Origin of the sequence: Nesterenkonia sp. CL21 (assembly GCF_031705515.1) — a bacterium.
Classification (GTDB): Bacteria; Actinomycetota; Actinomycetes; order Actinomycetales; family Micrococcaceae; genus Nesterenkonia; species Nesterenkonia aethiopica.
The window spans coordinates 1-20,842 of record NZ_JAUTWR010000006.1 but is presented as its reverse complement, the minus strand read 5'-3'; the positions used below and the strand labels follow the sequence as shown (position 1 = coordinate 20,842).

General features: G+C 70.1%; 13 protein-coding genes and 1 riboswitch. Of the genes, 7 read left to right on the top strand and 6 right to left on the bottom strand.

Features of this window, described 5'->3' with window-relative positions; translation table 11 throughout:
* Window positions 1-19 precede the first annotated feature (19 nt).
* Window positions 20-904, top strand: coding sequence for an Lrp/AsnC family transcriptional regulator (locus Q7C18_RS10245; protein ID WP_311025315.1), 885 nt, complete (start codon window positions 20-22; stop codon window positions 902-904).
* 188 nt (window positions 905-1,092) lie between these two features.
* Here the strand turns inward: Q7C18_RS10245 and Q7C18_RS10240 are convergent, their stop codons facing one another.
* Complete coding sequence (locus Q7C18_RS10240) at window positions 1,093-2,883, bottom strand: GAF domain-containing protein (protein ID WP_311025314.1); 1,791 nt, start codon at window positions 2,881-2,883, stop codon at window positions 1,093-1,095.
* A 121-nt stretch (window positions 2,884-3,004) separates the two neighbouring features.
* Between Q7C18_RS10240 and Q7C18_RS10235 the strand changes: the two genes are divergently transcribed.
* Both Q7C18_RS10235 and Q7C18_RS10230 read left to right on the top strand, forming a co-directional pair.
* Complete coding sequence (locus Q7C18_RS10235; RefSeq protein ID WP_311025313.1) at window positions 3,005-4,201, top strand: alcohol dehydrogenase catalytic domain-containing protein; 1,197 nt, start codon at window positions 3,005-3,007, stop codon at window positions 4,199-4,201.
* Window positions 4,202-4,203: 2 nt separating this feature from the next.
* Window positions 4,204-5,601, top strand: a complete 1,398-nt coding sequence (locus Q7C18_RS10230; protein WP_139827714.1) for a solute carrier family 23 protein — start codon at window positions 4,204-4,206, stop codon at window positions 5,599-5,601.
* 110 nt (window positions 5,602-5,711) lie between these two features.
* On the opposite strand, the gene Q7C18_RS10225 is transcribed toward Q7C18_RS10230, so the two are convergent.
* The 4 genes from Q7C18_RS10225 to Q7C18_RS10210 all read right to left on the bottom strand — a co-directional run bounded on the left by Q7C18_RS10225 (window position 5,712) and on the right by Q7C18_RS10210 (window position 12,699).
* Window positions 5,712-7,340, bottom strand: coding sequence for an amidohydrolase (locus tag Q7C18_RS10225; protein ID WP_311025312.1), 1,629 nt, complete (start codon window positions 7,338-7,340; stop codon window positions 5,712-5,714).
* Between the two features lie 196 nt (window positions 7,341-7,536).
* On the bottom strand, window positions 7,537-9,711 hold the full coding sequence (locus Q7C18_RS10220) for a carbohydrate binding domain-containing protein (protein WP_311025311.1): 2,175 nt from the start codon (window positions 9,709-9,711) through the stop codon (window positions 7,537-7,539).
* Window positions 9,712-10,064: 353 nt separating this feature from the next.
* Window positions 10,065-10,919, bottom strand: coding sequence for a dienelactone hydrolase family protein (locus Q7C18_RS10215; protein WP_311025310.1), 855 nt, complete (start codon window positions 10,917-10,919; stop codon window positions 10,065-10,067).
* Between the two features lie 292 nt (window positions 10,920-11,211).
* Window positions 11,212-12,699, bottom strand: a complete 1,488-nt coding sequence (locus Q7C18_RS10210; protein ID WP_311025309.1) for a sodium/glutamate symporter — start codon at window positions 12,697-12,699, stop codon at window positions 11,212-11,214.
* A 280-nt stretch (window positions 12,700-12,979) separates the two neighbouring features.
* Between Q7C18_RS10210 and Q7C18_RS10205 the strand changes: the two genes are divergently transcribed.
* The 4 genes from Q7C18_RS10205 to Q7C18_RS10190 all read left to right on the top strand — a co-directional run bounded on the left by Q7C18_RS10205 (window position 12,980) and on the right by Q7C18_RS10190 (window position 20,154).
* Window positions 12,980-13,999: a DUF368 domain-containing protein gene (locus tag Q7C18_RS10205; RefSeq protein ID WP_311025308.1), complete on the top strand. Its 1,020-nt coding sequence runs from the start codon at window positions 12,980-12,982 to the stop codon at window positions 13,997-13,999.
* A gap of 130 nt (window positions 14,000-14,129) precedes the next feature.
* Window positions 14,130-14,242, top strand: a riboswitch (glycine riboswitch).
* 198 nt (window positions 14,243-14,440) lie between these two features.
* Entirely contained in the window at window positions 14,441-17,428 is a 2,988-nt protein-coding gene (gene gcvP, locus Q7C18_RS10200; protein ID WP_311025307.1) for an aminomethyl-transferring glycine dehydrogenase, read from the top strand.
* 110 nt (window positions 17,429-17,538) lie between these two features.
* Window positions 17,539-18,720: a glycine cleavage system aminomethyltransferase GcvT gene (gcvT, locus tag Q7C18_RS10195; protein WP_311025306.1), complete on the top strand. Its 1,182-nt coding sequence runs from the start codon at window positions 17,539-17,541 to the stop codon at window positions 18,718-18,720.
* 6 nt (window positions 18,721-18,726) lie between these two features.
* The gene (locus tag Q7C18_RS10190; RefSeq protein ID WP_311025305.1) at window positions 18,727-20,154 is read left to right on the top strand and encodes an L-serine ammonia-lyase; all 1,428 of its coding nucleotides are present in this window, start codon (window positions 18,727-18,729) and stop codon (window positions 20,152-20,154) included.
* Window positions 20,155-20,168: 14 nt separating this feature from the next.
* On the opposite strand, the gene Q7C18_RS10185 is transcribed toward Q7C18_RS10190, so the two are convergent.
* On the bottom strand, window positions 20,169-20,732 hold the full coding sequence (locus Q7C18_RS10185) for a dihydrofolate reductase family protein (RefSeq protein WP_070159114.1): 564 nt from the start codon (window positions 20,730-20,732) through the stop codon (window positions 20,169-20,171).
* Window positions 20,733-20,842 lie beyond the last annotated feature (110 nt).

Below are 20,842 nucleotides of genomic sequence, written 5' to 3'. Positions count from 1 at the left end.
CGATGGAAGGAGGAAGCCGATGGCGACGTCGATCGACGACGAGCTCATCGCCGCGCTGCAGGAGGACGGCAGAGCCAGCTTCAGCGCGTTGGCGGAACAGCTGGGGGTCCCGCGTTCCGTGGTGTCCGCGCGTGTGCGGGAGCTCATCGAATCCGGTGCAGTGCGCATCGTGGCGGCCGCGGCGCCGGCGTTCCTGGGGGAGAGCTGCCTGGCCCACGTGTCCATCACCGGGCGTGGTGAGCTCAGCGGGGTGGTCGAGGAGCTCAGCGGCCGCGATGACATCCCCCTGGTCTCGGCGATCTCCGGCTCCCAGGACCTCGTGGTGGAGGTCCGGGCGGCGGACCACGAGGCCCTGTTCGAGGTGCTGGCCCAGGTGCGCAGCTTCCCCGAGGTGGCGCGCATCCGCACAGCCATCTACACCGAGGTGCTGCGCGGATCCTTCGTCTCGGACTACGACGGCGGCGGCCGGGTGGACGAGATCGACAGCGAGCTGGTGGAGCTGCTGCGCCACGACGGACGCATCAGCTACCGGGACCTGGCCCGGCAGGTGCGGCTCTCGCCGACGGCGGTGCGCAGCCGGGTGCGGCGCATGCTCGACGACCGGATCCTGCGGATCAGTGCGGTGGTGACCCACTCCGCCCATGCCCGCCGCGTCAAAGTGGGGGTGGGGCTGCACCTGGGTGGGGAGGACGAGTCCGTGGCCCGGAGGCTCATGGGCTATCCGGAGACGGAGTTCGCGGCGATGAGCATCGGGCCCTTCGACCTGATCGCCACTCTGGCCTCCTCTGTGCCCGGGGACGTCTTCGCCCGGCTCGACGACCTCAAAGGCCTGCCCGGGGTGACCGGGATGGAGACCTGGTTCCACCTCAAGACGCTCAAGGAGGACTACTCCCGCGCGATCTGAGTCGGTCCTTCTGCGTTGCCTCCGCTGCGTTGCCTCCGCGGCTTGGGCCCTTATGAGCTCGGATCCCGCGTCATAAGGGCTCACACCGCGGACTCAACGTGTTGGCCCCGGAGTCGTGGTCGCTACAAGCCGCGTCAGTGCACTCATAGCGACAATGCCTCCGGACTCAACCGGAGGGAGCGTACCGCTCAGTCGGCGTCCGTCTCCGGGCCGTGCGTCAGGCTCCAGACCCGCAGCGCGAGATGCACGTCCAGGCTGCGCGGCGCGTGGTCCCATCCTTCCCTGAGGATCCGGCGGATGGACTGCAGCCGCTGCTTGACGGTGCTGCGGTGCAGGAAGAGCGCTTCGGCGGTGCGGTCGATCCGCCGGTCGGTCTCGAAGAAGGTCGCAGCCGTCCGCACCAGCTCGGTGCCCCGTTCGGCATCGTGGGAGACCAGCGCGGCGATCGGCGCGGTCAGGTCGATCGGATCCCCCTGGGCCTCGGCCTGGCTTGCCGCGTGGAGCACGGCACCGACCACACCCACGTCGGCAGCGTCCACCAGCCCCTGGCGGCCGCCCAGCCGCATCGCCGTGACGGCCAGGCGTGCGATGCGGTGGTGCTTCGGCAGGTGGCGGATCGACGGCATCGGCCCGGACCAGGCGCCCTGGATGCCCAGCCCCTGCTCGGAGGCCTGGCGGCGTGCGGACGCCACCCAGCGCTCGTCGTCGAAGATCACACACAGCTGGTCGCCGAGGGGCGCCGCCAACCGGGAGCCCGGGAGGCCACGCAGCAGCCGGCGCACGGCGTCGGTGTCCTGTGCGGGCAGGATCACCGCGACGTGGATCGGGTCGTGCAGGCCCAGCCGCCAGCGTTGCAGGCGGCGGGCGAGCCGGTGGTCGGAGATCGGCCGTTCGGCCAGCAGATCCTCGATCACGTCCAGCTGCTGGCGGTGCTGAGCGTCCTCCTCCGCCCGGACGAACTGCAGCGCCAGCGCCATGTGCGCCGCCGCGTGATCGAGCAGCTGAAGCTCGGCCGGGTCCTCGACGCCGCAGGTCACCAGGTGCCCCAGGGCGTCATGGCCGGAGCGGATGGGCGCCACGACGACGGCATCAGGGCCCTCGCCGATCCGCAGGGCCCGGCCTTCGGCGGTCGCCGCCTCCAGGGCTGCGGGCTCCGGGGGTGGGATCGTGGGTGTGCGGCCTGCCGGGTCATCCGGGTGGCCAGGCCGGGCTGCGGCGACGGCGATCTGCTCGCCGGTCTCGGAGAGCAGCGCCACGGGTGCCCCGAGGGTCCGTGCGGTGAGCGTCAGGACGCCGTCTTCGGTGGGGGCGCGGTTGATCTCGTGGAGCAGCTCGGCGTCGAAGTCCATCAGCTGTGTGCGGGAGACGAGCTCCTCCTGGCTGCGCTCATGCTCGCGGCTGAGCTGCTCGGCGTCGTGCAGGGCGCGGGTGTACCGCTCGGCATTGTCCAGGGCCACGGCGGCGTGCGTGCCCAACGAATCCGCGACGTCGATCTCCTCCGGGCTGAAGACCCGGTGGGAGCGTTCAGCGACCATGAGCGCGCCGATGACCTGCCCACCCACCAGCAGGGGCACTCCCATGATGGTCAGCACGCCCTCGCCGGCGACGATCTCATCGATGGAGTCCAGGTGAGGGATCGACTCGTCCCGCAGATAGTCGGTGGTCTGATACGGAGCCACGCCGGTGGCCACCCGACCGAGGATGCCGTAGCCGATCGGCATGCGCAGCGTCCGGTACTCCTGGGTGGTGACGCCGTCGGACTGGCGGATGTAGGTCTCGCCGGCGGCATGGTCGTTGAGGCTGATGTAGGCCATGTCGGAGCGCAGCAGGTGCCGGGTGCGTCGGACGATCGACTGGAGCACCGATTCGACGTCCTGCAGGCTGGACAGCTCGGCCGCGGTGTCCAGCAGCGCCCGCAGCAGCGCTTCCCGGCCGTGACCGGTCTCGTCAGTGCCTGAGCCATCCAAGGTGTCCACCATGGACACATCATAGGAGAATTCTCAGCCACGGCGGCTGTGGCCCAGGGAACAGGGAGCTGATGTCATCAGACACAGCACCACGCCCGCCTCACACCTGCCGAGACGCCCAGGAGAATCATCCGTGAAGATCAGAGGTGCCGTCCTCGAAGAGATCGGCCGCGCCCGCCCCTACGCCTCCACCGAGCCGCTGCGCATCAGCGAGCTGACCCTCGAGGCTCCCGGACCCACAGAGGTCCTGGTCCGCATGGAGGCCGCCGGGGTCTGCCATTCGGACCTCTCGGTGGTCAACGGCCACCGGGAACGCCCCGTGCCCATGCTGCTCGGCCATGAGGCGGCCGGCATCGTGGAGGCCGTCGGCTCCGCCGTCGACGACGTCAGCCCCGGCCAGCGGGTGGTGATGACGTTCCTGCCGCGCTGCGAACAGTGCGAGAACTGCGCGGCCGGGGGACGACTGCCCTGCACCCGCGGCTCCCGGGCCAACAACGCCGGCGAGCTGCTCCACGGCCATCGCCGCCTGAGCCGCGACGGTGCCGAGGTCCATCACCACCTCGGCGTCTCCGGATTCGCGACCCACGCGGTGGTGGACCGGGCCAGCGTGGTGCCGGTCGGCGACGACGTCCCGCCCCATGTGGCCGCCGTCCTCGGCTGTGCCGTGCTCACCGGAGGAGGGGCCCTGCTCAATGCCGCGCAACCCGCGCCGGCGGAGTCGGTGATGATCGTGGGCCTGGGCGGCGTCGGAATGGCCGCGCTCATCACCGCCCTGGCCGAAGGCTGCCAACGGGTGATCGGCGTCGACATGGCCGAGGACAAGCTGACCATGGCCGGCGAGCTCGGAGCCCATGAGACCTGGACCCCCCGGCAGGTCGCCGAGGAGGGCCTCACCGCGGATCACGTGATCGAATGCGCCGGAAGCCCCCGCGCCTTCGAGACCGCCTTCGACGCCACCGCACCGGGAGGCCGCACCGTCACCACCGGGCTGCCCGCCCCCACCGCCACTGCCACGATCTCCCCCTTGCGCATCACCGCAGAGGCCCGCACCGTGATCGGCTCCTATCTGGGCTCCTCGGTGCCCAGCCGGGACATCCCCCGGTACGAACAGCTCTGGCGCGAAGGACGGCTGCCGGTGGAGAAGCTCATCACCTCGCGCATCCGCCTGGAGGACATCAACCAGGCGATGGACGACCTCGAAGACGGACGTGCCGTGCGGCAGATCATCGAGTTCGACGCCGACCCCGCACCCGCCGATGCGGAGCAGCCCGCATCAAGGGCCCTCGACCACCACCTCGCCCACCACCCCGCCCACCGACAGGGAGCATGATCATGGCCCAGACCATCGAAGACCACGGGGACAGCCCCGGAGAGCAGGGCGACGGCGCCCCCTCCTCACCCCACTGGAAGGCCGGCCCCTTCGAGATCCGGCTTCCCTTCGTCCACTACCGCCTCGAATGGCCCGACTACACCCAGGGCCTGTTGATGTGCGCGGTGGACCTCGCTGCCATCCCGATGATGATCACCCTGCTGGGCATGCCCTTCGAGGTGGCGCTCGCCGTGATCCTGCTCAACGGGTTCCTCTACCTGACGCACCACCTGCTGGGCGATCCCGTGGTCCCGGGGTGGATCACCCCGGCGATCCCGTTGGTCATGGCCTACTGCATGACGTTCCCGGAAGGCCCCGAGCGCGTCCATGCGCTGATCTCCTTCCAGATCCTGCTGGGACTGTTCTCGATCCTGCTCGGCGTCACCGGGCTGGCCAAGCGGGTGGTGCGCGCCATCCCGCCGGCCATCAAGGCCGGTGTGCTCATGGGCGCGGGCATCGCTGCGGTGCAGACCGTCTTCGGGGAGGGCGGCCAGTTCGAGCAGTTCCCGATCACCATCACCATCGCGATCGGGCTGGTGTTCTTCCTCCTGTTCTCCCGTCACTTCCCCCGCTGGCGGGAGAAGAACCGCCTGGCCATGCAGATCGGCAAGCTCGGTGTGCTGCCGGCGATCCTGGTGGCCGTCCTCATCGCCCCGCTGACCCGCGAGGCGGAGTGGTCGCAGATCGAGTGGGGCATCGTGCAGCCCGACTTTCTCACGCTGTGGCGCGAGTACACGATCTTCGGGCTGGGCCTGCCGCCGCTGATGATGTTCGTGACCGCCATCCCCACCGTGCTGGCCACCTACATCGTGGTCTTCGGAGACACGCTGCAGGCCAACGCCGTGCTGAAGCAGGCGAACAGAGCCCGGCCGGACGAGAACGTGGAGTACAACCCCGACCGCTCCCACCTGATCTTCGGCGGACGCAACGCCCTGATGGGAGTGATCGGCCCCGACGTCGCGATGTGTGGTCCCTCCTGGTCGGCGATGCTGGTGGTGATCACCGAACGGTACAAAGAGGGCCGGAAGGCCATGAAGTCCCTCTACGGAGGAGCCGGGTCCTTCCGCTGGGGCACCAACACGGGCCTGCTGCTGCTTCCCATCGTCACTCTCGTGGAGCCGGTGCTCGGCGTCGCGATGGCCCTGACCCTGCTGGTCCAGGCCTACGTGAGCGTGCGGATCGGCATCATGGAGGCCCGCAGCCAGCGCGATCTGGGGATCGCCGGAGTGACCGCCGGAGCGTTGGCCCTGCTCGGTGCGGCTTGGGGACTCGGCGTCGGGATCCTGCTCTGCCTGGTCATCTACGGCCGTGACTTCTTCCGCGGGGAGAACGACGGCACGTTCGCCGAGGAGCAGGCCTGAGCCGCGCTGTCCCACCCCGTTGCCTCCGCGGTTTGGGCCCTTATGACGCCGGAGTCGGGCTCAAGAGGGCCCAAACCGCGGAGGCAACGTCATGAATGGGAGGAGAGGGCTCATACCCAGTGGCGCACGCGGCCCCCGGTGATCACCCCGGCCACCGGGATGTGCGGCAGGTCGGAGGGCGCGACGGCGAACGGATCCTCGCGCAGCACGGTGAAGTCGGCAAACATCCCGGGGCGGATCTCCCCGGTCAGGTGCCCCATCCCGGCGGCATGTGCGGCTCCGGTGGTGAAGCCGGTGATCGCCTCGCCCACGCTGAGGCGCTCCTGGGGCTGCCAGCCGCCGTCGGGCCTGCCGTCCGGCCTCTGGCGGGTGACCGCCGCGTGGATCCCGCCCAGCGGCGACGGCGGCTCCACCGGCGCGTCCGAGCCGAAGGCGAGCGTGGCCCCGGCGTCGATCAGCGATCGCCAGGCGTAGGAGGCCATCGGCCGGTCACCCATGAGGCGCTCGGCCAGCTCGAAGTCCGCGGTGGCATGCAGCGGCTGCATCGACGGCACCACGCCCAGTGCCGCGAAGCGCCGCACGTCCTCGACCGCGAGGTGCTGGGCGTGCTCGATCCGGTGCACCAGCGGGGAGGCCGGGACGACGCCGGAGCTCACCTGCTCCGCCAGCCACTGGTACGCGTCGAGGACCAACTCATTGGCGCGGTCCCCGATCGCGTGGGTGGCCACGGCCAGCCCGGCGCTTGCGGAACGGGCCAGCAGGTCGCGCAGCCCGGCCTCCTCGGTGACCGCGACCCCATGCCCGTGCGTGGAGCCGGCCAGGGGCTCATGCATCAGGCATGTGTGGGAGCCCAGGGCGCCGTCGGAGAAGATCTTCACCGGCCCGGTGCGCAGCCAGGCGTCGCCGGAGCCGGTGTACCGCCCCTCGGCCAGGGCCAGATCCAGGTCCGGGGCGAGGACCGCCTTGGTGACGCGCATCCTCAGCCGCCCCGTCTCCTGCAGGGCTGAGAATCCGGCGCGGACGTCCTCGCCGTCGAAGTCGTGCACACCGACCAGCCCCTGGGCCCAGAGCTGCCGCTGGGCGTGCTCCAGCTGGGCCGTGAGGTCCCCGGCGGCACCGGAGGTCAGGATCTGGTCCACCGCCCGCCCGGCAGACTCCCGCAGGATGCCGGTGAGCTGCCCGTCGGTGTCGCGGTCGAAGCTTCCGCCCACCGGGTCCGGCGTGGAGGCGTCCAGCCCCAGGGCCTCCAGGGCGGCGGAGTTGACCCACCAGGTATGAGCATCGGTGGAGTGCAGAGCGGTGGGGAAGGAGCCGGTGACGGCGTCGAGCGCTCGGCGGTCCGGCACCTGGGGGACGTCCCAGATGTTGTGGTCCCAGGCCTGTCCGAAGATCCACTGGGGCTGCTGCGGCCAGGTGCCCTCGGCCTTGGCGGCCTCCACCCGGTTCCGCAGGTGGGTCGCGACCCGCTGCAGGGCGGCCTCCAGGGAGGTGCAGTCCCGCAGGTCGGCGGAGAAGAGGCCGCGGGCGTAGAGTCCGGTGTGGACGTGGGAGTCCACGAATCCGGGCAGCACCACCGCTCCCTGCAGGTCGATGACCTCCTCGCCGGCGGCGAGATCGGGATGCAGTCGGGTGGCCTGTCCGACGGCGGCCACGCGTTCGCCACGGACCAGCACGGCGTCGCCGCGGGCCTCACCGATGCGGGCTGAGGGGATCACTCGGGCGTTCACGAAAAGCGTCACGCGATCACTCTAGCGACAGTGTGCCGGGGGACCGGAGGTCGACACCGTCGGCCACCGGATGGTCAGGTCCCCAGGCATGGGCAGGGCGGCGCCGGTGATCCCGACGCCGCCCGCTCCCGGCTCACACGGCCGAAAGGCTCGGCACGCGTGAGGTGTGGTGCTCCGGTCCGAGGCTCATCTCAGACCGGGCCGTCTCTCAACAGGGGTTGCCTGCGGTGACCTCGCCTTCTGAGACCTGCTGCTCGCCGGCGGCGATGCTGTAGTCCTGGTGGTCGTTGTTGTCCCACGTGCCGGCGCCGTCGTTGAAGGCGGCCGTGATGCCGTCCGCGTCGTCGAGCTGGATGTCGGCCCGGAACCAGCCCTCGCAGGCCTCGGCCATCGCCACGCCCGGAACGTCCGTCCAGCCGCCGTCGCCCACCTGGTAGTGGATGCGCGGGTTCTCCCAGCCCGTCTCGTAGTACACGGTCAGGTCCGGGTCCTCGCCCGGGGCGGGCTGGGCCTCGCAGGGGTCGCCCTCGGCCAGCTGGCCGTCGGCGAGCTGGATGACGCCGGAGCCGATCGTGTAGTCCTCGCCGGCGTTGTTGTCCCAGGCGTCGCCGCCGTCGTTGAACGCCGCGGTGATGGTGCGGGCGGTGCCGAGGTCGATCTCGGTGTGGGCCCAGCCTTCGCAGACCTCCGTCAGTGCCTCGCCCGGAGCATCGGTCCACTCGCCGTCGCCCACCTGATAGTGGACGTACGGGGTCTCCCAGTCGGTGGCGTAGAACAGGGACAGCTCGCGCTCCTCCGGCGGCGTCGATCCGTCACCGTCGCCGTCTCCGTCGCCGCTGGCCGGGGTGGCGCCCACGTGCAGAGCCACGGCGGAGTCCGGGCCCACGTGGGCGCTGAAGGTGCCGTCGGCCGCCACGGTCACGGTCTCCCCGGAGCAGCCCTCGGAGGTGGCGGAGCCGGTGTAGACGTTGCAGTACTCGCCGGCCGGCAGGGAGGTCTGCCAGGTGTGCTGCACACTGTTCGGTCCGCGGTTGGCCACCAGGAAGCCCTGGTCGCCACGGCCGAAGGCCAGGGCGTGGGAGTCGTTGGTCCACGTGTCGGTCACCGGGGCGTCCCCGACGGCGTTGCGGAACCCGACCATGTTGGCCACCTCGGTCTGGGCGTGGATGCAGGTCCAGTTCTCCTCGCCGCAGACCGCGTCGCGGATCCGACCGTCCTCGTGCTGCACAGGGCCGGCGTCGTAGTCGCTGAACGAGTAGCCGGAGTGCACCGCGGGCATGCCGTACGGCCAGGCCAGTGTGAAGGCCTGGGCCAGGCGGTAGGCGTCTCCGTCCTTGTAGCTCAGGGTCTCGCCGTTGCGTTCGGTGTCGTGGTTGTCCACGAAGGTCCCGGCGTGCTCGTCGGCGATGAATCCGTCCCAGGTCTCGCCGATGCCCTCGCCGGAGAGCAGCCAGTGGATGTCGCCGCCGTCGAAGGCCTCCTTGAGCTTCCGGCCCCAGGTGAACTCGTGGACGTCGCCCAGGTGCTGGTACTCCTCGGGCTGGATGGGTTCGCCGCCGCCGCGGATGACCTCGGAGACCACGTAGATGTCGGTCAGGTCCACCCGGTCCAGGATGCCGGTGAGGTCGTCGGCGGAGATGTGCTTGACCGCATCGATGCGGAAGCCCTCGACGCCGAGGTCGATGAGGTCCTCGAGGTGTTCGGCGATCCTCGACTGGACGTAGTCGGAGCTGGTCTTCAGATCGGCGAGTCCGAGCAGGTCGCATTCCTGGACCTGCCAGCGGTCGGTGTAGTCCTCCACCTCGCAGCCGTGGTTGTGGAAGTCATCGGGCGAGTAGGTGCCGGGGTAGTCCGTGTGGGTGAACTCGCTGCCGGCCCAGCCCACGCCTTCCTGCTGGCCGGTCATGTGATTGATCACGACGTCGGCGATGACCTTCACACCGGCGTCGTTGCACTCGGTGACCATGTCCGCGAACTCCTCGCGGGTGCCGAGCCGGGATTCGATCTGATAGCTCACCGGCTGGTAGTGGGTCCACCACTGTTCGCCCTGGATGTGCTCCTGGGTGGGGGAGGTCTGCACGTAGCCGTAGCCGGCCGGGCCGAGCGTCTCACGGCATTCGCGGGCGATGCTGTTCCACGTCCACTGGAACATCACGGCGGTGGTGTCCTTCGGGCCTTCCGCGCTCTGCGCCGCGGTGCGGAACTCCGGGAGCCGGTCGGTGTGGTGGGCGGAGTTCTGCGAGGCATTCTCCGCGCCGCGGGCACCGGCATGATCGGCCGCGTTGTCGGAGGCCGGGGGCCCGCCGTCGAAGGCGGTGGCCGCAGGCATGGTGGCGGGTGCCAGCATGGCCCCGGCCAGTCCGAGGGCCCCTGCCGTCCGCACCGCATGTTTCCGCAAGCGCTTCCAAGGTGAGTGCGGCACAGGCTCCGCCGTACTCTGTGTCGTCGTCATCAGTGCTGTCTCCAAGGTGATGGCATCTCAGTCCGCCGGGAATCGGATGAGAGGCGTCGTCGCCGTAGCATCGGCGACCGCGTCGAGTCGACGTCTCCTGACTGAAGATAGCGTGAATGTGATCCAGATCGCAAGGATTCGTGGAAGCGCTTGCAGATGCATTCTGTCGAGATGCGGCCTCGCAGGGACGCAGCCGACCCCTCCTTCTGGCCGCGTGGGCGGGCGGCTGAAGGAGGGGTCGTCTGCCTCAGGGCGGTGAGGTGGCCGGGTCGGGGCCGGCGGTGTCAGCTGATGCGCCAGTCCGAGATGCCGGTGCGCAGTCCGGTGTCCGGGCCGGGGTTGACGAACTGCTCGTAGCGCTCGTCGTCATCCAGGTGGAGCTTCAGCCAGGCGATGCTGTACTTCGCGATCGTGGTGTTCGACCGGTTGGGGGCGAAGTGGCTGGCCCCGCGCAGCTCCAGGTAGGCCCGCTGTCCGGCGTTGGTCAGGGACTCGTAGAACGGGATGGAGTGGCTGCGCACCGGGGCGGTGCGGTCGTTCTCCGCCCCGATGATCAGGGTGGGAGCATCCACGGAGCTCCAGTTCTTCTTGGCGTTCCACGGGGTCAGCGGCACCACGGCCTGGATCTCGTCGCGGTCCTCGGCGGCCTGCAGCGCCCCGCCGCCGCCCATCGAGTGGCCCATCACGGCCTGACGGCCCTCGTCGATGAGTGGGCCGACCACGCTGTCGTCGATGGCGTGGTCGAGCGCGCTGAGGAGCTGTGTGGCGCGCTGGCGCGGCTGGTCGTAGCGCGAGTTGGTGTCGAAGGTGACCACGACGAAGCCGAAGGAGGCCAGGCGCGGCCCCAGCCAGGAGATGGAGGACTCGCTGGCCGTGTATCCCGGGGAGATCGCGACGACACCGAAGGTCTCGTCGGTGCCGGTGGGGTAGTACATGGTGCCGCCGTTGAAGCCGTCTGCGGCGAAGCGCGAGATGCTGCGCTCTCCGACGCTGTAGCTGCCCCGAGTCTGCTCGATGGAGGACTCGGTGGGATCGGGGCCGCGGCTGGTGTCCGCCTCGGCCTGGGCGGCCGGTGCCATCAGGCCGAGCAGCGCGATGAGGGTCAGCAGCAGTGTGCCGACGCGACGCAGGTGTGTCATGGATTCCTCTGGTGTCAGGCCTCCGGCGGGGGAGGCGGCTGGCGGGTGCTCCTCGATGAAGCGCGTCAGCACAGTACCCTCCAGTGTCGTGGAGCTGGTGTCAAGGGTTTGTGTCACGATAGTTCATAAATTCACACAGTGTTCGGATGGCAAGGCGGGTGCCCAGCGGCGGGACAGCGGGGCAGAACGGCGGCAGGGAGTGGGCACAGCGTCCGGGCACAGCGAGGGCCCGGGGAGGCGCCTGTCGCCTCACCCGGGCCCTGGAGGGGCTTCCGCCGCTGTGGTGGTCAGCTCACCGCTGACCTGCAGCCATCTCTGAGGCGGGGTCCGTCCACCGTCCTGCGCGCACACCGCGGTGGTAGATCATGCCGGCGGTGATCGCCGCGACGAACAGCACCGCCATCGGGATCAGCACGATGTAGACGCTGCCGGTGGCGTACATGATCGGAATCGAGATCGCCGTGATCAGTCCACCGCCGAAGAAGGGCTCGAAGGCCAGCTGCTTGTAGCCGAAGGCCTCCAGGGCGGGGGACTGGTCGTCAGGGTCGGCCACGCGGAGCAGCGCGAGGCCCGTGGCCGTGACGCCCATGGACTGGCCGAAGTCGGCGATGCCGCGCTCCAGCCAGAACTCCGGGACGATCCGCGGGGTGAAGTACAGCAGCATGAACGTGCAGAACGCGACGCCGGCCACCGAGAGGATCAGGAACGTCTGCCAGAAGTCGGCGATCACGGTCAGCGAGATCGTGGACAGAGCGGCGACGATGAGGATGTCCAGGGCGAGCCCCTGGATGCGCTTCATCATCTCGTGGTCCAGCAGGTTCGTGTTGCCGGTGTGGTCCAGCACCACCTGGATGATGACCCCGCCGATCATCGCCAGCGGGAACAGCGGCACATAGCCCAGCAGCGTGGTGCCGTCCTCGCCGGCGGGCGTCCACAGGGAGTCCGGCTGGCCCCACAGCAGATCCTCCACCCAGACGATGCCCTCCAGCAGGATCCAGCCCAGGATGATCGCCAGGCCGACGACGGCCACGTGCAGGGTGAGCGGCTCGATGGAGCCCGGGCGGGCCGTCATCCGGCCGGCGTAGACGGTCTCGTCGTCTGAGTAGAGTCCGCGCAGCTCGGCGGTGGACTGCTCGGAGACCTGCTTGAGCACCCGGGTGCGGCCGGTGCGCACGCCCCAGTTCACCACGGCGACACCGATGACGATGGCCGAGACGAGCCCGACGGTGGCCATGGCCAGGGCGAGGTCGGCGGCTTCAGGGATGCCCATGTCTTCGAAGGCGGGGCGCATGCCGCCGGCGGTGCCGTGGCCGCCCTCGAAGGCGATCTCGATCAGCGCTCCCATCATGGGGCTGACGCCGAACAGGGGGGCGAGCACCAGCAGGGCCAGCAGCAGCCCCACCACGTACTGGCCGGAGCCGTAGGCCACGCCGATGGACAGCTGGGGACCGGCCAGCTTGGCCACGCGCTTCGGCGAGGGGATGCGGGAGCCGAGGAACAGGGTCGCGAAGACCACGGAGATCAGCAGCCCGGGCAGGGTTCCCCAGACCTCGTAGATGTCGGCGGTGAAGACGCCGCCCTCGGCCAGCCAGCCGAGGTTCAGCGGCTCGGCGAGGCGCCCGATCACCTCCGGGCCGAGGATCAGGCCGAGGAATCCGGCGATGATGCAGCTGGGAAGCAGCAGCTTCTGGATGAACGGGACCTTCACGCGAAGGTACTTGCCGAGCAGCATGATCGCCGCCAGCAGGACGATCGCGAATCCGATGGCCTGGGGACTCATCGTCGTCTCCCCTTCCTCCCGTGTCACGGGTGGCTTGAGCACCGCGGTTCTCCGGTGGTGCGCAGGTGGTCATGGTGGCAGGGAGACGCCAGGACGACGACGTAGACTGAGGCCGCCGTCCGCTCCGGGCGTGACAGACAGCCCGCCGTCGCGGCGCTTCCCAGGGTGCCCTGGTCGGACAGGGTCCGGCCGGAGCGCCTCATGGTGGTGTGATCCGTGTCTCGTGACCTGTCTGACAGGCCCGGAGACCTCAGTGTAAGGCGTGAAAGGCGAGTGCGCTATGCCAGCATCATCCTCTGCCGGAGACCTCTCCCAGCAGACCCCTGACGACGCCGCGGGCGCGCCCGAGCAGCGCCGCACCAGCGTGGTCGGAGACCTGGTCCGTGGTGCCCTCATCGGCACGGTGGAGACCGTCCCGGGCGTCTCCGGCGGGACGGTGGCCCTGGTGGTAGGGATCTACACCCAGCTCATCGACTCGGCCTCGCATGTGGTCTCGGCCGGGCGGCGGCTGGTGACCGGTCCGGATCGGGCGGCGGGGATGCGCGAGCACCTCGCCGCGGTGCGGTGGAAGCTGGTCATCCCCGTGCTGTTCGGCATGGCGCTGGCCGTGTTCACCATCGCCGGTCCCATGGCCGATGCCGTGGAGTCCCATCCGGAGGCCACGCGGGCGGCGTTCTTCGGCATGGTGCTGGCCTCCATCGCGGTGCCGCTGCGCATGGCCATGCACGTCAGCCCGGAGCAGACGGGCAGGGCCGCCCGCACCTGGGGTCTGCGGGTGCTCAGGCTGCGGCACGTGCTGGCCGGACTGGCCGCGGCCGCGGTGACGTTCTGGCTGGTCTCCCTGCCGCCCACGGATGTGGAGGCGACCCCGGTGACCATCATCCCGGCGGCCGCCGTCGCCGTCTCCGCCCTGCTGCTGCCCGGCCTCTCCGGCTCCTTCCTGCTGCTGACCTTCGGCCTCTACGAGCCCACGCTGCGCGCGGTGGACGAGCGCGACGTCGGCTACCTGGGGCTGTTCGCCGTCGGGATGGTGCTGGGGGTGATCCTGCTGGTCAAGCTGCTGCAGTGGCTGTTGGAGCACCACCACCGGATCACCATGGTGGTGCTGGCCGGGGTGATGCTGGGAGCCCTGCGCACGCTGTGGCCCTGGCAGGACGAGGCTCGCGGCCTGCAGGCCCCGACCGGGGATCTGCTGCCGATCCTCGGCCTGGCGGTGGCCGGCTTCGCCGTCGTCACGGTGCTGGTGATCCTCGACGCCCGACTCGTGGCCAAGCAGGAGCGGCAGGCCCGTTCCGTCTGATCCGTCGCCGTCTGATCCGTCGCTGTCTGATCCGTCGACGCGGCCCTGCCGACGCCGGCTCCGCCGCCGGGGCGTGATCCCCCTCCGGCAGTGCAGGTAAGATGGGCCGCAGGTCAACTGAATACGCCACGTCCCCTGTGTGGGAGAGCCCGGAGTGCACGCCGTCATGGCGGGTGAGCCCCGGCGCCGAAGGAGCAACATCCTCCCCAGGAATCTCTCAGGCACCCGTACCGTGCAGGGGTGGCGACTCTGGAAAGCAGGACCCCGACGCCCGGCCGCAGGATCCGGCCCGCGACGGCGGCTCCTCACCCACGGTGCAAGCCCGCGTCCGACGGCGACTCCTCGCCTCAGCAGCCGGGTCAAACTCTCAGGTTCCCTACAGAGCTCGGGGAGGGACACGAGCATGTCCACCCCTCTGCGCTCCGGAAGGAAACCTCCCCGATGACCAGCACTCTCAGCCCCGACGCCAGCACCCCCTCGGGCGTCCCCGACGGCGGCGTCAGCCCCGCCTTCTCCGTGCCGGAGGGCTTTGCCTCCCGCCACATCGGACCCACCTCCGAGGCCGCCGAGACCATGCTTCACACCCTGGGCCACCGGTCCCTGGCCGACCTGGTGGACGCCGCCGTCCCGGACTCGATCCGCCAGGCCCGTCGGCTGCAGCTGCCCGCCGCCCTCTCCGAGGCCGAGGCTCTGGAGGCGCTGCGCGGCTACGCCCGGCGCAACACGGTGAAGACCCAGATGATCGGTCAGGGCTTCTACGGCACCCACACTCCGCAGGTGATCCTGCGCAACGTCCTGGAGAACCCGGCCTGGTACACCGCGTACACGCCGTATCAGCCGGAGATCTCCCAGGGCCGCCTGGAGGCGCTGCTGAACTTCCAGACCATGGTGGCGGACCTGACCGGCCTGGACATCGCCAACGCCTCTCTGCTGGACGAGGCCTCCGCCGTCGCCGAGGCGATCCTGCTCATGCGCCGGGCCAACAAGAAGAAGGCCTCCGGGACCATCGTCCTCGACGCCGACACGTTCCCGCAGACCCGTGAGGTCGTCACCGGCCGCGCCGAGGCGCTGGGCATCGACGTGCAGATCATCGACCTGGCCGCCGAGGGCCTGCCCGCCGGTGAGCTGTGCGGCGTGGTGGTCCAGCAGCCGGGCGACTCCGGCGCCGTCGTCGACCACACCGCGCTGATCAGTGAGGCCAAGGAGCGCGGGGCCATGGTCACCGTCGCCGCCGACCTGCTGGCCCTGACCCTGATCACTCCGCCCGGTGAGCTGGGCGCCGACATCGCCGTCGGCAGCTCGCAGCGCTTCGGGGTGCCGCTGTTCTTCGGCGGCCCGCACGCCGCCTATATGGCCGTCCGTTCCGGTCTGCAGCGTCAGCTGCCCGGCCGCCTGGTCGGCGTCTCCCACGACGCCGAGGGCCGCCCGGCCTACCGGCTGGCCCTGCAGACCCGGGAGCAGCACATCCGCCGCGAGAAGGCGACCTCCAACATCTGCACCGCCCAGGCGCTGCTGGCCGTGGCGGCCTCCATGTACGGCGTCTACCACGGGCCCGAGGGGCTCCGCCGCATCGCCGAGCGCGTCCACGGCCACGCCCGGACCCTGGCCGCCGGGCTGCAGGCCGGCCGACGCCGGCTGGTCAGTGAGTCCTTCTTCGACACCGTGCAGGTCCGCCTGGACCTCGACGCCGAGGCCGAGCACGTGCTCTTCGCCGCGGAGGAGGCCGGCATCAACCTGCGCCGGGTGGACGAGACCACCGTGGGCATCAGCGTGGACGAGACCACCACTGCGGGCGATGTGGACGCGGTGCTGCGGGCCTTCGGTGCTCCGACCGAGACCCCGGCGGGCACGCCCGCCGACTCTGGTGACTCTTCCGACTCCGCCGCGGCCGGCCACGGCACGGCATTCCCCGAGGCGCTGCGCCGCACCAGCGAGTTCATGACCCACCCGATCTTCCACGAGGTCCGCTCGGAGACGCAGATGATGCGGTACCTGCGGAAGCTCGCCGACCGGGACCTGGCCCTGGACCGCACCATGATCCCGCTGGGCTCCTGCACCATGAAGCTCAACGCCGCCACGGAGATGGAGGCCATCTCCTGGCCCGAGTTCGCCGGCATCCACCCCTACGCCCCGGCCGAGCAGACCGCCGGGTGGCGGGCGCTCATCGAGGACCTGGAGGCGAAGCTGACCGCGGTGACCGGCTATGCCGCCGTCTCCATCCAGCCCAACGCGGGCTCCCAGGGGGAGTACGCCGGGCTGCTGGCCATCCGGCAGTACCACCTGGCCCAGGGCGACGCCGACCGGGACATCTGCCTGATCCCCGCCTCCGCACACGGGACCAACGCCTCCTCGGCCGTGCTGGCCGGACTGCAGGTGGCCGTCGTCGCCACCGCTGAGGACGGCACCATCGAGATGTCCGACCTGCAGGCGAAGATCGCCCAGCATCCGGACCGGATCGCCGCGATCATGCTCACCTACCCCTCCACCCATGGGGTCTATGAGGCCGATGTCCGCGAGGTCTGCCGCACCGTGCACGAGGCCGGCGGCCAGGTCTACGTGGACGGCGCCAACCTCAACGCGCTGGTCGGCCTCGCCGAGCCGGGGGAGTTCGGCGGCGACGTCAGCCACCTGAACCTGCACAAGACCTTCTGCATCCCGCACGGCGGCGGTGGGCCCGGCGTCGGACCGGTGGCCGTGGCCGAGCACCTCAAGCCGTTCCTGCCCAGCACCGCGGTGGGAGGGGCCGGCGGCAACGGGGCCGGCACCGACGCGGCCAGCCGCGGCGGCGCCCCGGTGACCTCCACTCCCTACGGCTCGGCCGGCGTGCTGCCCATCTCCTGGGCGTATCTTGCGATGATGGGTGCCGAGGGGCTGACCAGCGCCACCGCGCACGCCCTGCTGAGCGCAAACTACATCTCGCGGCGCCTGGCGGATCACTTCCCGACCCTCTACACGGGCGAGGGGGACCTGGTGGCCCACGAGTGCATCCTGGACCTGCGGGAGCTGACCAAACGCTCCGGGATCACCGCCGAGGACGTGTGCAAGCGGCTCATCGACTACGGCTTCCACGCCCCGACGCTGGCCTTCCCGGTCAACGGGACCTTGATGGTGGAGCCCACCGAGTCCGAGGACCTGGCGGAGATCGACCGGTTCATCGAGGCGATGATCGCCATCCGGGCCGAGATCCAGCAGGTCATCGACGGCGAGGTGGAGGCTGCGGACGCGCCGCTGCGGCACGCTCCGCACCCGGCCGCCGTCGTCGCCTCCGACGACTGGGACCGGGCCTACTCCCGGCAGCAGGGCGCCTTCCCGGTGCCCGGGGTGCTGCAGGACAAGTACTTCCCGCCGGTGAGCCGCATCGACGGTGCCCACGGGGACCGCAACCTGGTGTGCAGCTGCCCGCCGCCCGAGGCGTTCGAGATCAGCTGACGGCCGCTGACGCCGACGCACCCGCACAGATCGTCTTTCGGTGAGAGATCGTCGTTGGATTCAGGGACGATCTCTCACCGAGAGACGATGAACCGATCAGGAGACGCTCCATGACTGAGACCACCCCGCAGCAGACGCAGACGACGACGTCGGCGGACACCCCGCTGCGCGAGACCGCCCTGGCGGCCGAGCACGAGGCGCTGGGCGCCAGCTTCACCGACTTCGGCGGCTGGCGCATGCCCCTGAAGTACACCTCCGAGCTCACCGAGCACCGGGCGGTGCGCGAGACCGCCGGACTCTTCGACCTCTCCCACATGGGAGAGATCCGCGTGGCCGGCCCCGACGCTGCCACGTACCTGAACACCGCGCTGGTGGGGGACCTGGCCAAGGTGAAGGTCGGCAAGGCCAAATACTCGCTGATCTGCACGCCCGACGGCGGCATCCTCGACGATCTCATCGGTTACCGCATCACGGAGGACGAGTATCTGATCGTCCCCAACGCCGGCAACCGGGAGACCGTGTATGCCGCGATGGCCGAGCGTGCGACCGGCTTCGACGTGGAGGTCTGGGACGAGTCCGAGGCGATCAGTCTCATCGCCGTCCAGGGACCGAAGGCGGAGGCCATCGTCTCCTCTCTGGTGCGCCTGGACGAGACCACCATCGTGGAGAACCTGCCCTACTACGCGGCGGACACCGTGACGATCGGCGGCGAGGAGATCCTGCTGGCCCGCACCGGGTACACCGGCGAGGACGGCTTCGAGATGTTCCTGCGGGACGACAAGGCCGGCGCCCTGTGGCGGGCGCTGCTCAGCCGTGGCGAGGAGCACGGCCTCACCCCCTGCGGGCTGGCCTGCCGCGACTCCCTGCGCCTGGAGGCCGGGATGCCGCTCTACGGCAATGAACTCTACACCGAGCGGGTCAGCTTCGAGGCCGGACTGCCTGTGGTGTCCTTCTCCAAGGAGGAGGACTTCGTGGGCCGCGCCGCGCTGCAGCAGGCCAAGGCCGAGGGCCGTGGGAAGACCACGGGTCAGCGGCTCGTCGGGCTGAAGGGCCTGGGCCGCCGCGCCGGCCGCGGGGGATACCCGGTGCTGGCCGCCGAGGGGGAGCGCGCCGGTCAGCAGATCGGCGTGGTGACCTCTGGCCAGCCGAGCCCGACCCTGGGCCACCCGATCGCGATGGCCTATGTGGACGTGGAGTTCACCGAGCCCGGTACACGGCTCGACATCGACGTGCGCGGCAAGGCGCAGCCCTTCGAAGTCGTCCAGCTGCCCTTCTACCGCAGGGAGAGGTGATCCGTCATGGCGATCAGCGTGTTTGATCTGTTCAGTGTGGGGATCGGTCCGTCGTCCTCGCACACGGTGGGGCCGATGCGGGCTGCGCGGCGGTTCGTGGTCGAGGAGCTGACCGCCCCTCTGGAGGCAGGGGAGGGCGGTCCTCTCGCGGAGGTCCGGGTGGACCTCTACGGCTCCCTTGCCGCCACCGGGCAGGGACACGGCACGTTCGACGCCGTGCTGCTGGGCCTGGAGGGCTGGGATGCCGAGGAGATCCTGCCCGAGCAGGTCGAGGAGCGACTGGCGGATATGCGCGCGACCGGGACGGTCCGTGTGGCCGAGCAGCTGGGGCGACGCCGTGACATCGCGCTGCGCACCGAGGATCTGGTGCTGAGGCCCCTGACCTTCCTGCCGCAGCACAGCAACGGAATGGCCATCACAGCCCTCGACGACGACGGCGGCGTCTTGGCCGAGCAGACCTACTTCTCCATCGGGGGAGGGTTCGTGCTCACCGCCGCCGAAGCGGAGGACGCCTCACTGGGTGATGCCGTGGAGTCCACCGAGGCGGAGGTTCCCCACCCCTTCACCACGGCGGCCGAGCTCATGGAGCACTGCCGCAGCACCGGCCGGGTCGTCTCCGAGGTGATGATGGCCAATGAGACCGCCGTCCGCAGTGAAGCGGAGGTGCGTGCCGGGGTGCTGCACATCTGGCAGGTCATGGAGGAGTGCAAGAACTCGGCCCTGCGTCGGACCGGTGTCCTCCCCGGGGGTCTGAAGGTCCGACGTCGTGCGCCCGACTGGCATGCCCAGCTGACGGAGAAGGACCCCGAGCGTTCCCACGCCTATTGGCAGGAGTGGGTGAACCTGGTGGCGTTGGCCGTGAACGAGGAGAACGCCTCCGGCGGGCGAGTGGTCACCGCGCCGACCAACGGGGCGGCAGGGATCATCCCCGCGGTGGGCTTCTATGCCACGCACTACGGACCCGGGGGGAGCTACGCCGCGCGAGATGAGCGCGACGAGATCGTGGTGCGGTACCTGCTCACTGCCTCAGCGATCGGGGTGCTCTACAAGGAGCAGGCCTCGATCTCTGGTGCTGAGGTGGGGTGCCAGGGAGAGGTGGGGTCGGCCTCCTCGATGGCGGCGGCCGGGCTGTGTGAGGTGCTCGGGGGTACTCCGGAGCAGGTGGAGAATGCCGCGGAGATCGCGATGGAGCACAATCTCGGGCTGACCTGTGACCCCATCTCAGGCCTGGTGCAGGTGCCGTGCATCGAGCGCAACGCCATCGCGGCCACGAAGGCCGTCAATGCCGCCCGGATGGCGCTGATGGGGGACGGCTCGCACCGGGTCAGCCTCGACGAGGTCATCGTGACCATGCGCGAGACCGGGGCGGACATGTCCTCCAAGTACAAGGAGACGGCCCAGGGCGGGCTGGCGGTCAACGTCATCGAATGCTGAGGTCTCGGGGCCGATCAGCCCCGTGACCCCTCGGCACGTCGATACCGCTCATAGACCACGCGGCCGCCGAAGACGCGGCTCTCCACCAGCTCCAGGGGTACGGCCTCGTCCACTGGCGGCAGCAGGGGAGTGCCTCCGCCGAGGATGATCGGGTGCCGGAAGATCTGGTACTCCTCCACCAGTCCGAGCTCCACGGCCTGGGCGGCCAGCGTGGGGCCGCCGATCTCCACGTCCTGCTCGGTCGCGGCGAGCACCGCGGGGATCTCCTCGGCCAGGGAGCGCTGCGCCAGCCGGGCGTTCCCCTCTACCTGGTCCAGGCTGCGGCTGAACACGATCTTCGGCAGCGCGGCCCAGACGTCGGCGAACTCCGCACCGAGGGCGTTCTCCCGCATCAGCGGATCCGTCTCCCAGGGGAGCATCGTCTCGTAGAGGCGACGCCCGCACAGGCAGGCTCCGAGCCCGCGCACCGTGTCCAGATGGAAACGGAACAGCTCTTCGTCCGGGGCGCCCCAGCTGAAGTCGCCGGTGCGGTCCGCGGTGAACCCGTCCAGCGAGGTGCTCATCGAGATCAGCAGCATAGCTGTCACTGTAGGCAGGATCGAGTCCCCGCAGGGAGAGCTCGCGGCTGAAGGGCTCGCGAGTTGGTCTGGAGTTTTTGGGGGGGGGGGGGGGGGGGGGGGGGGGGGGG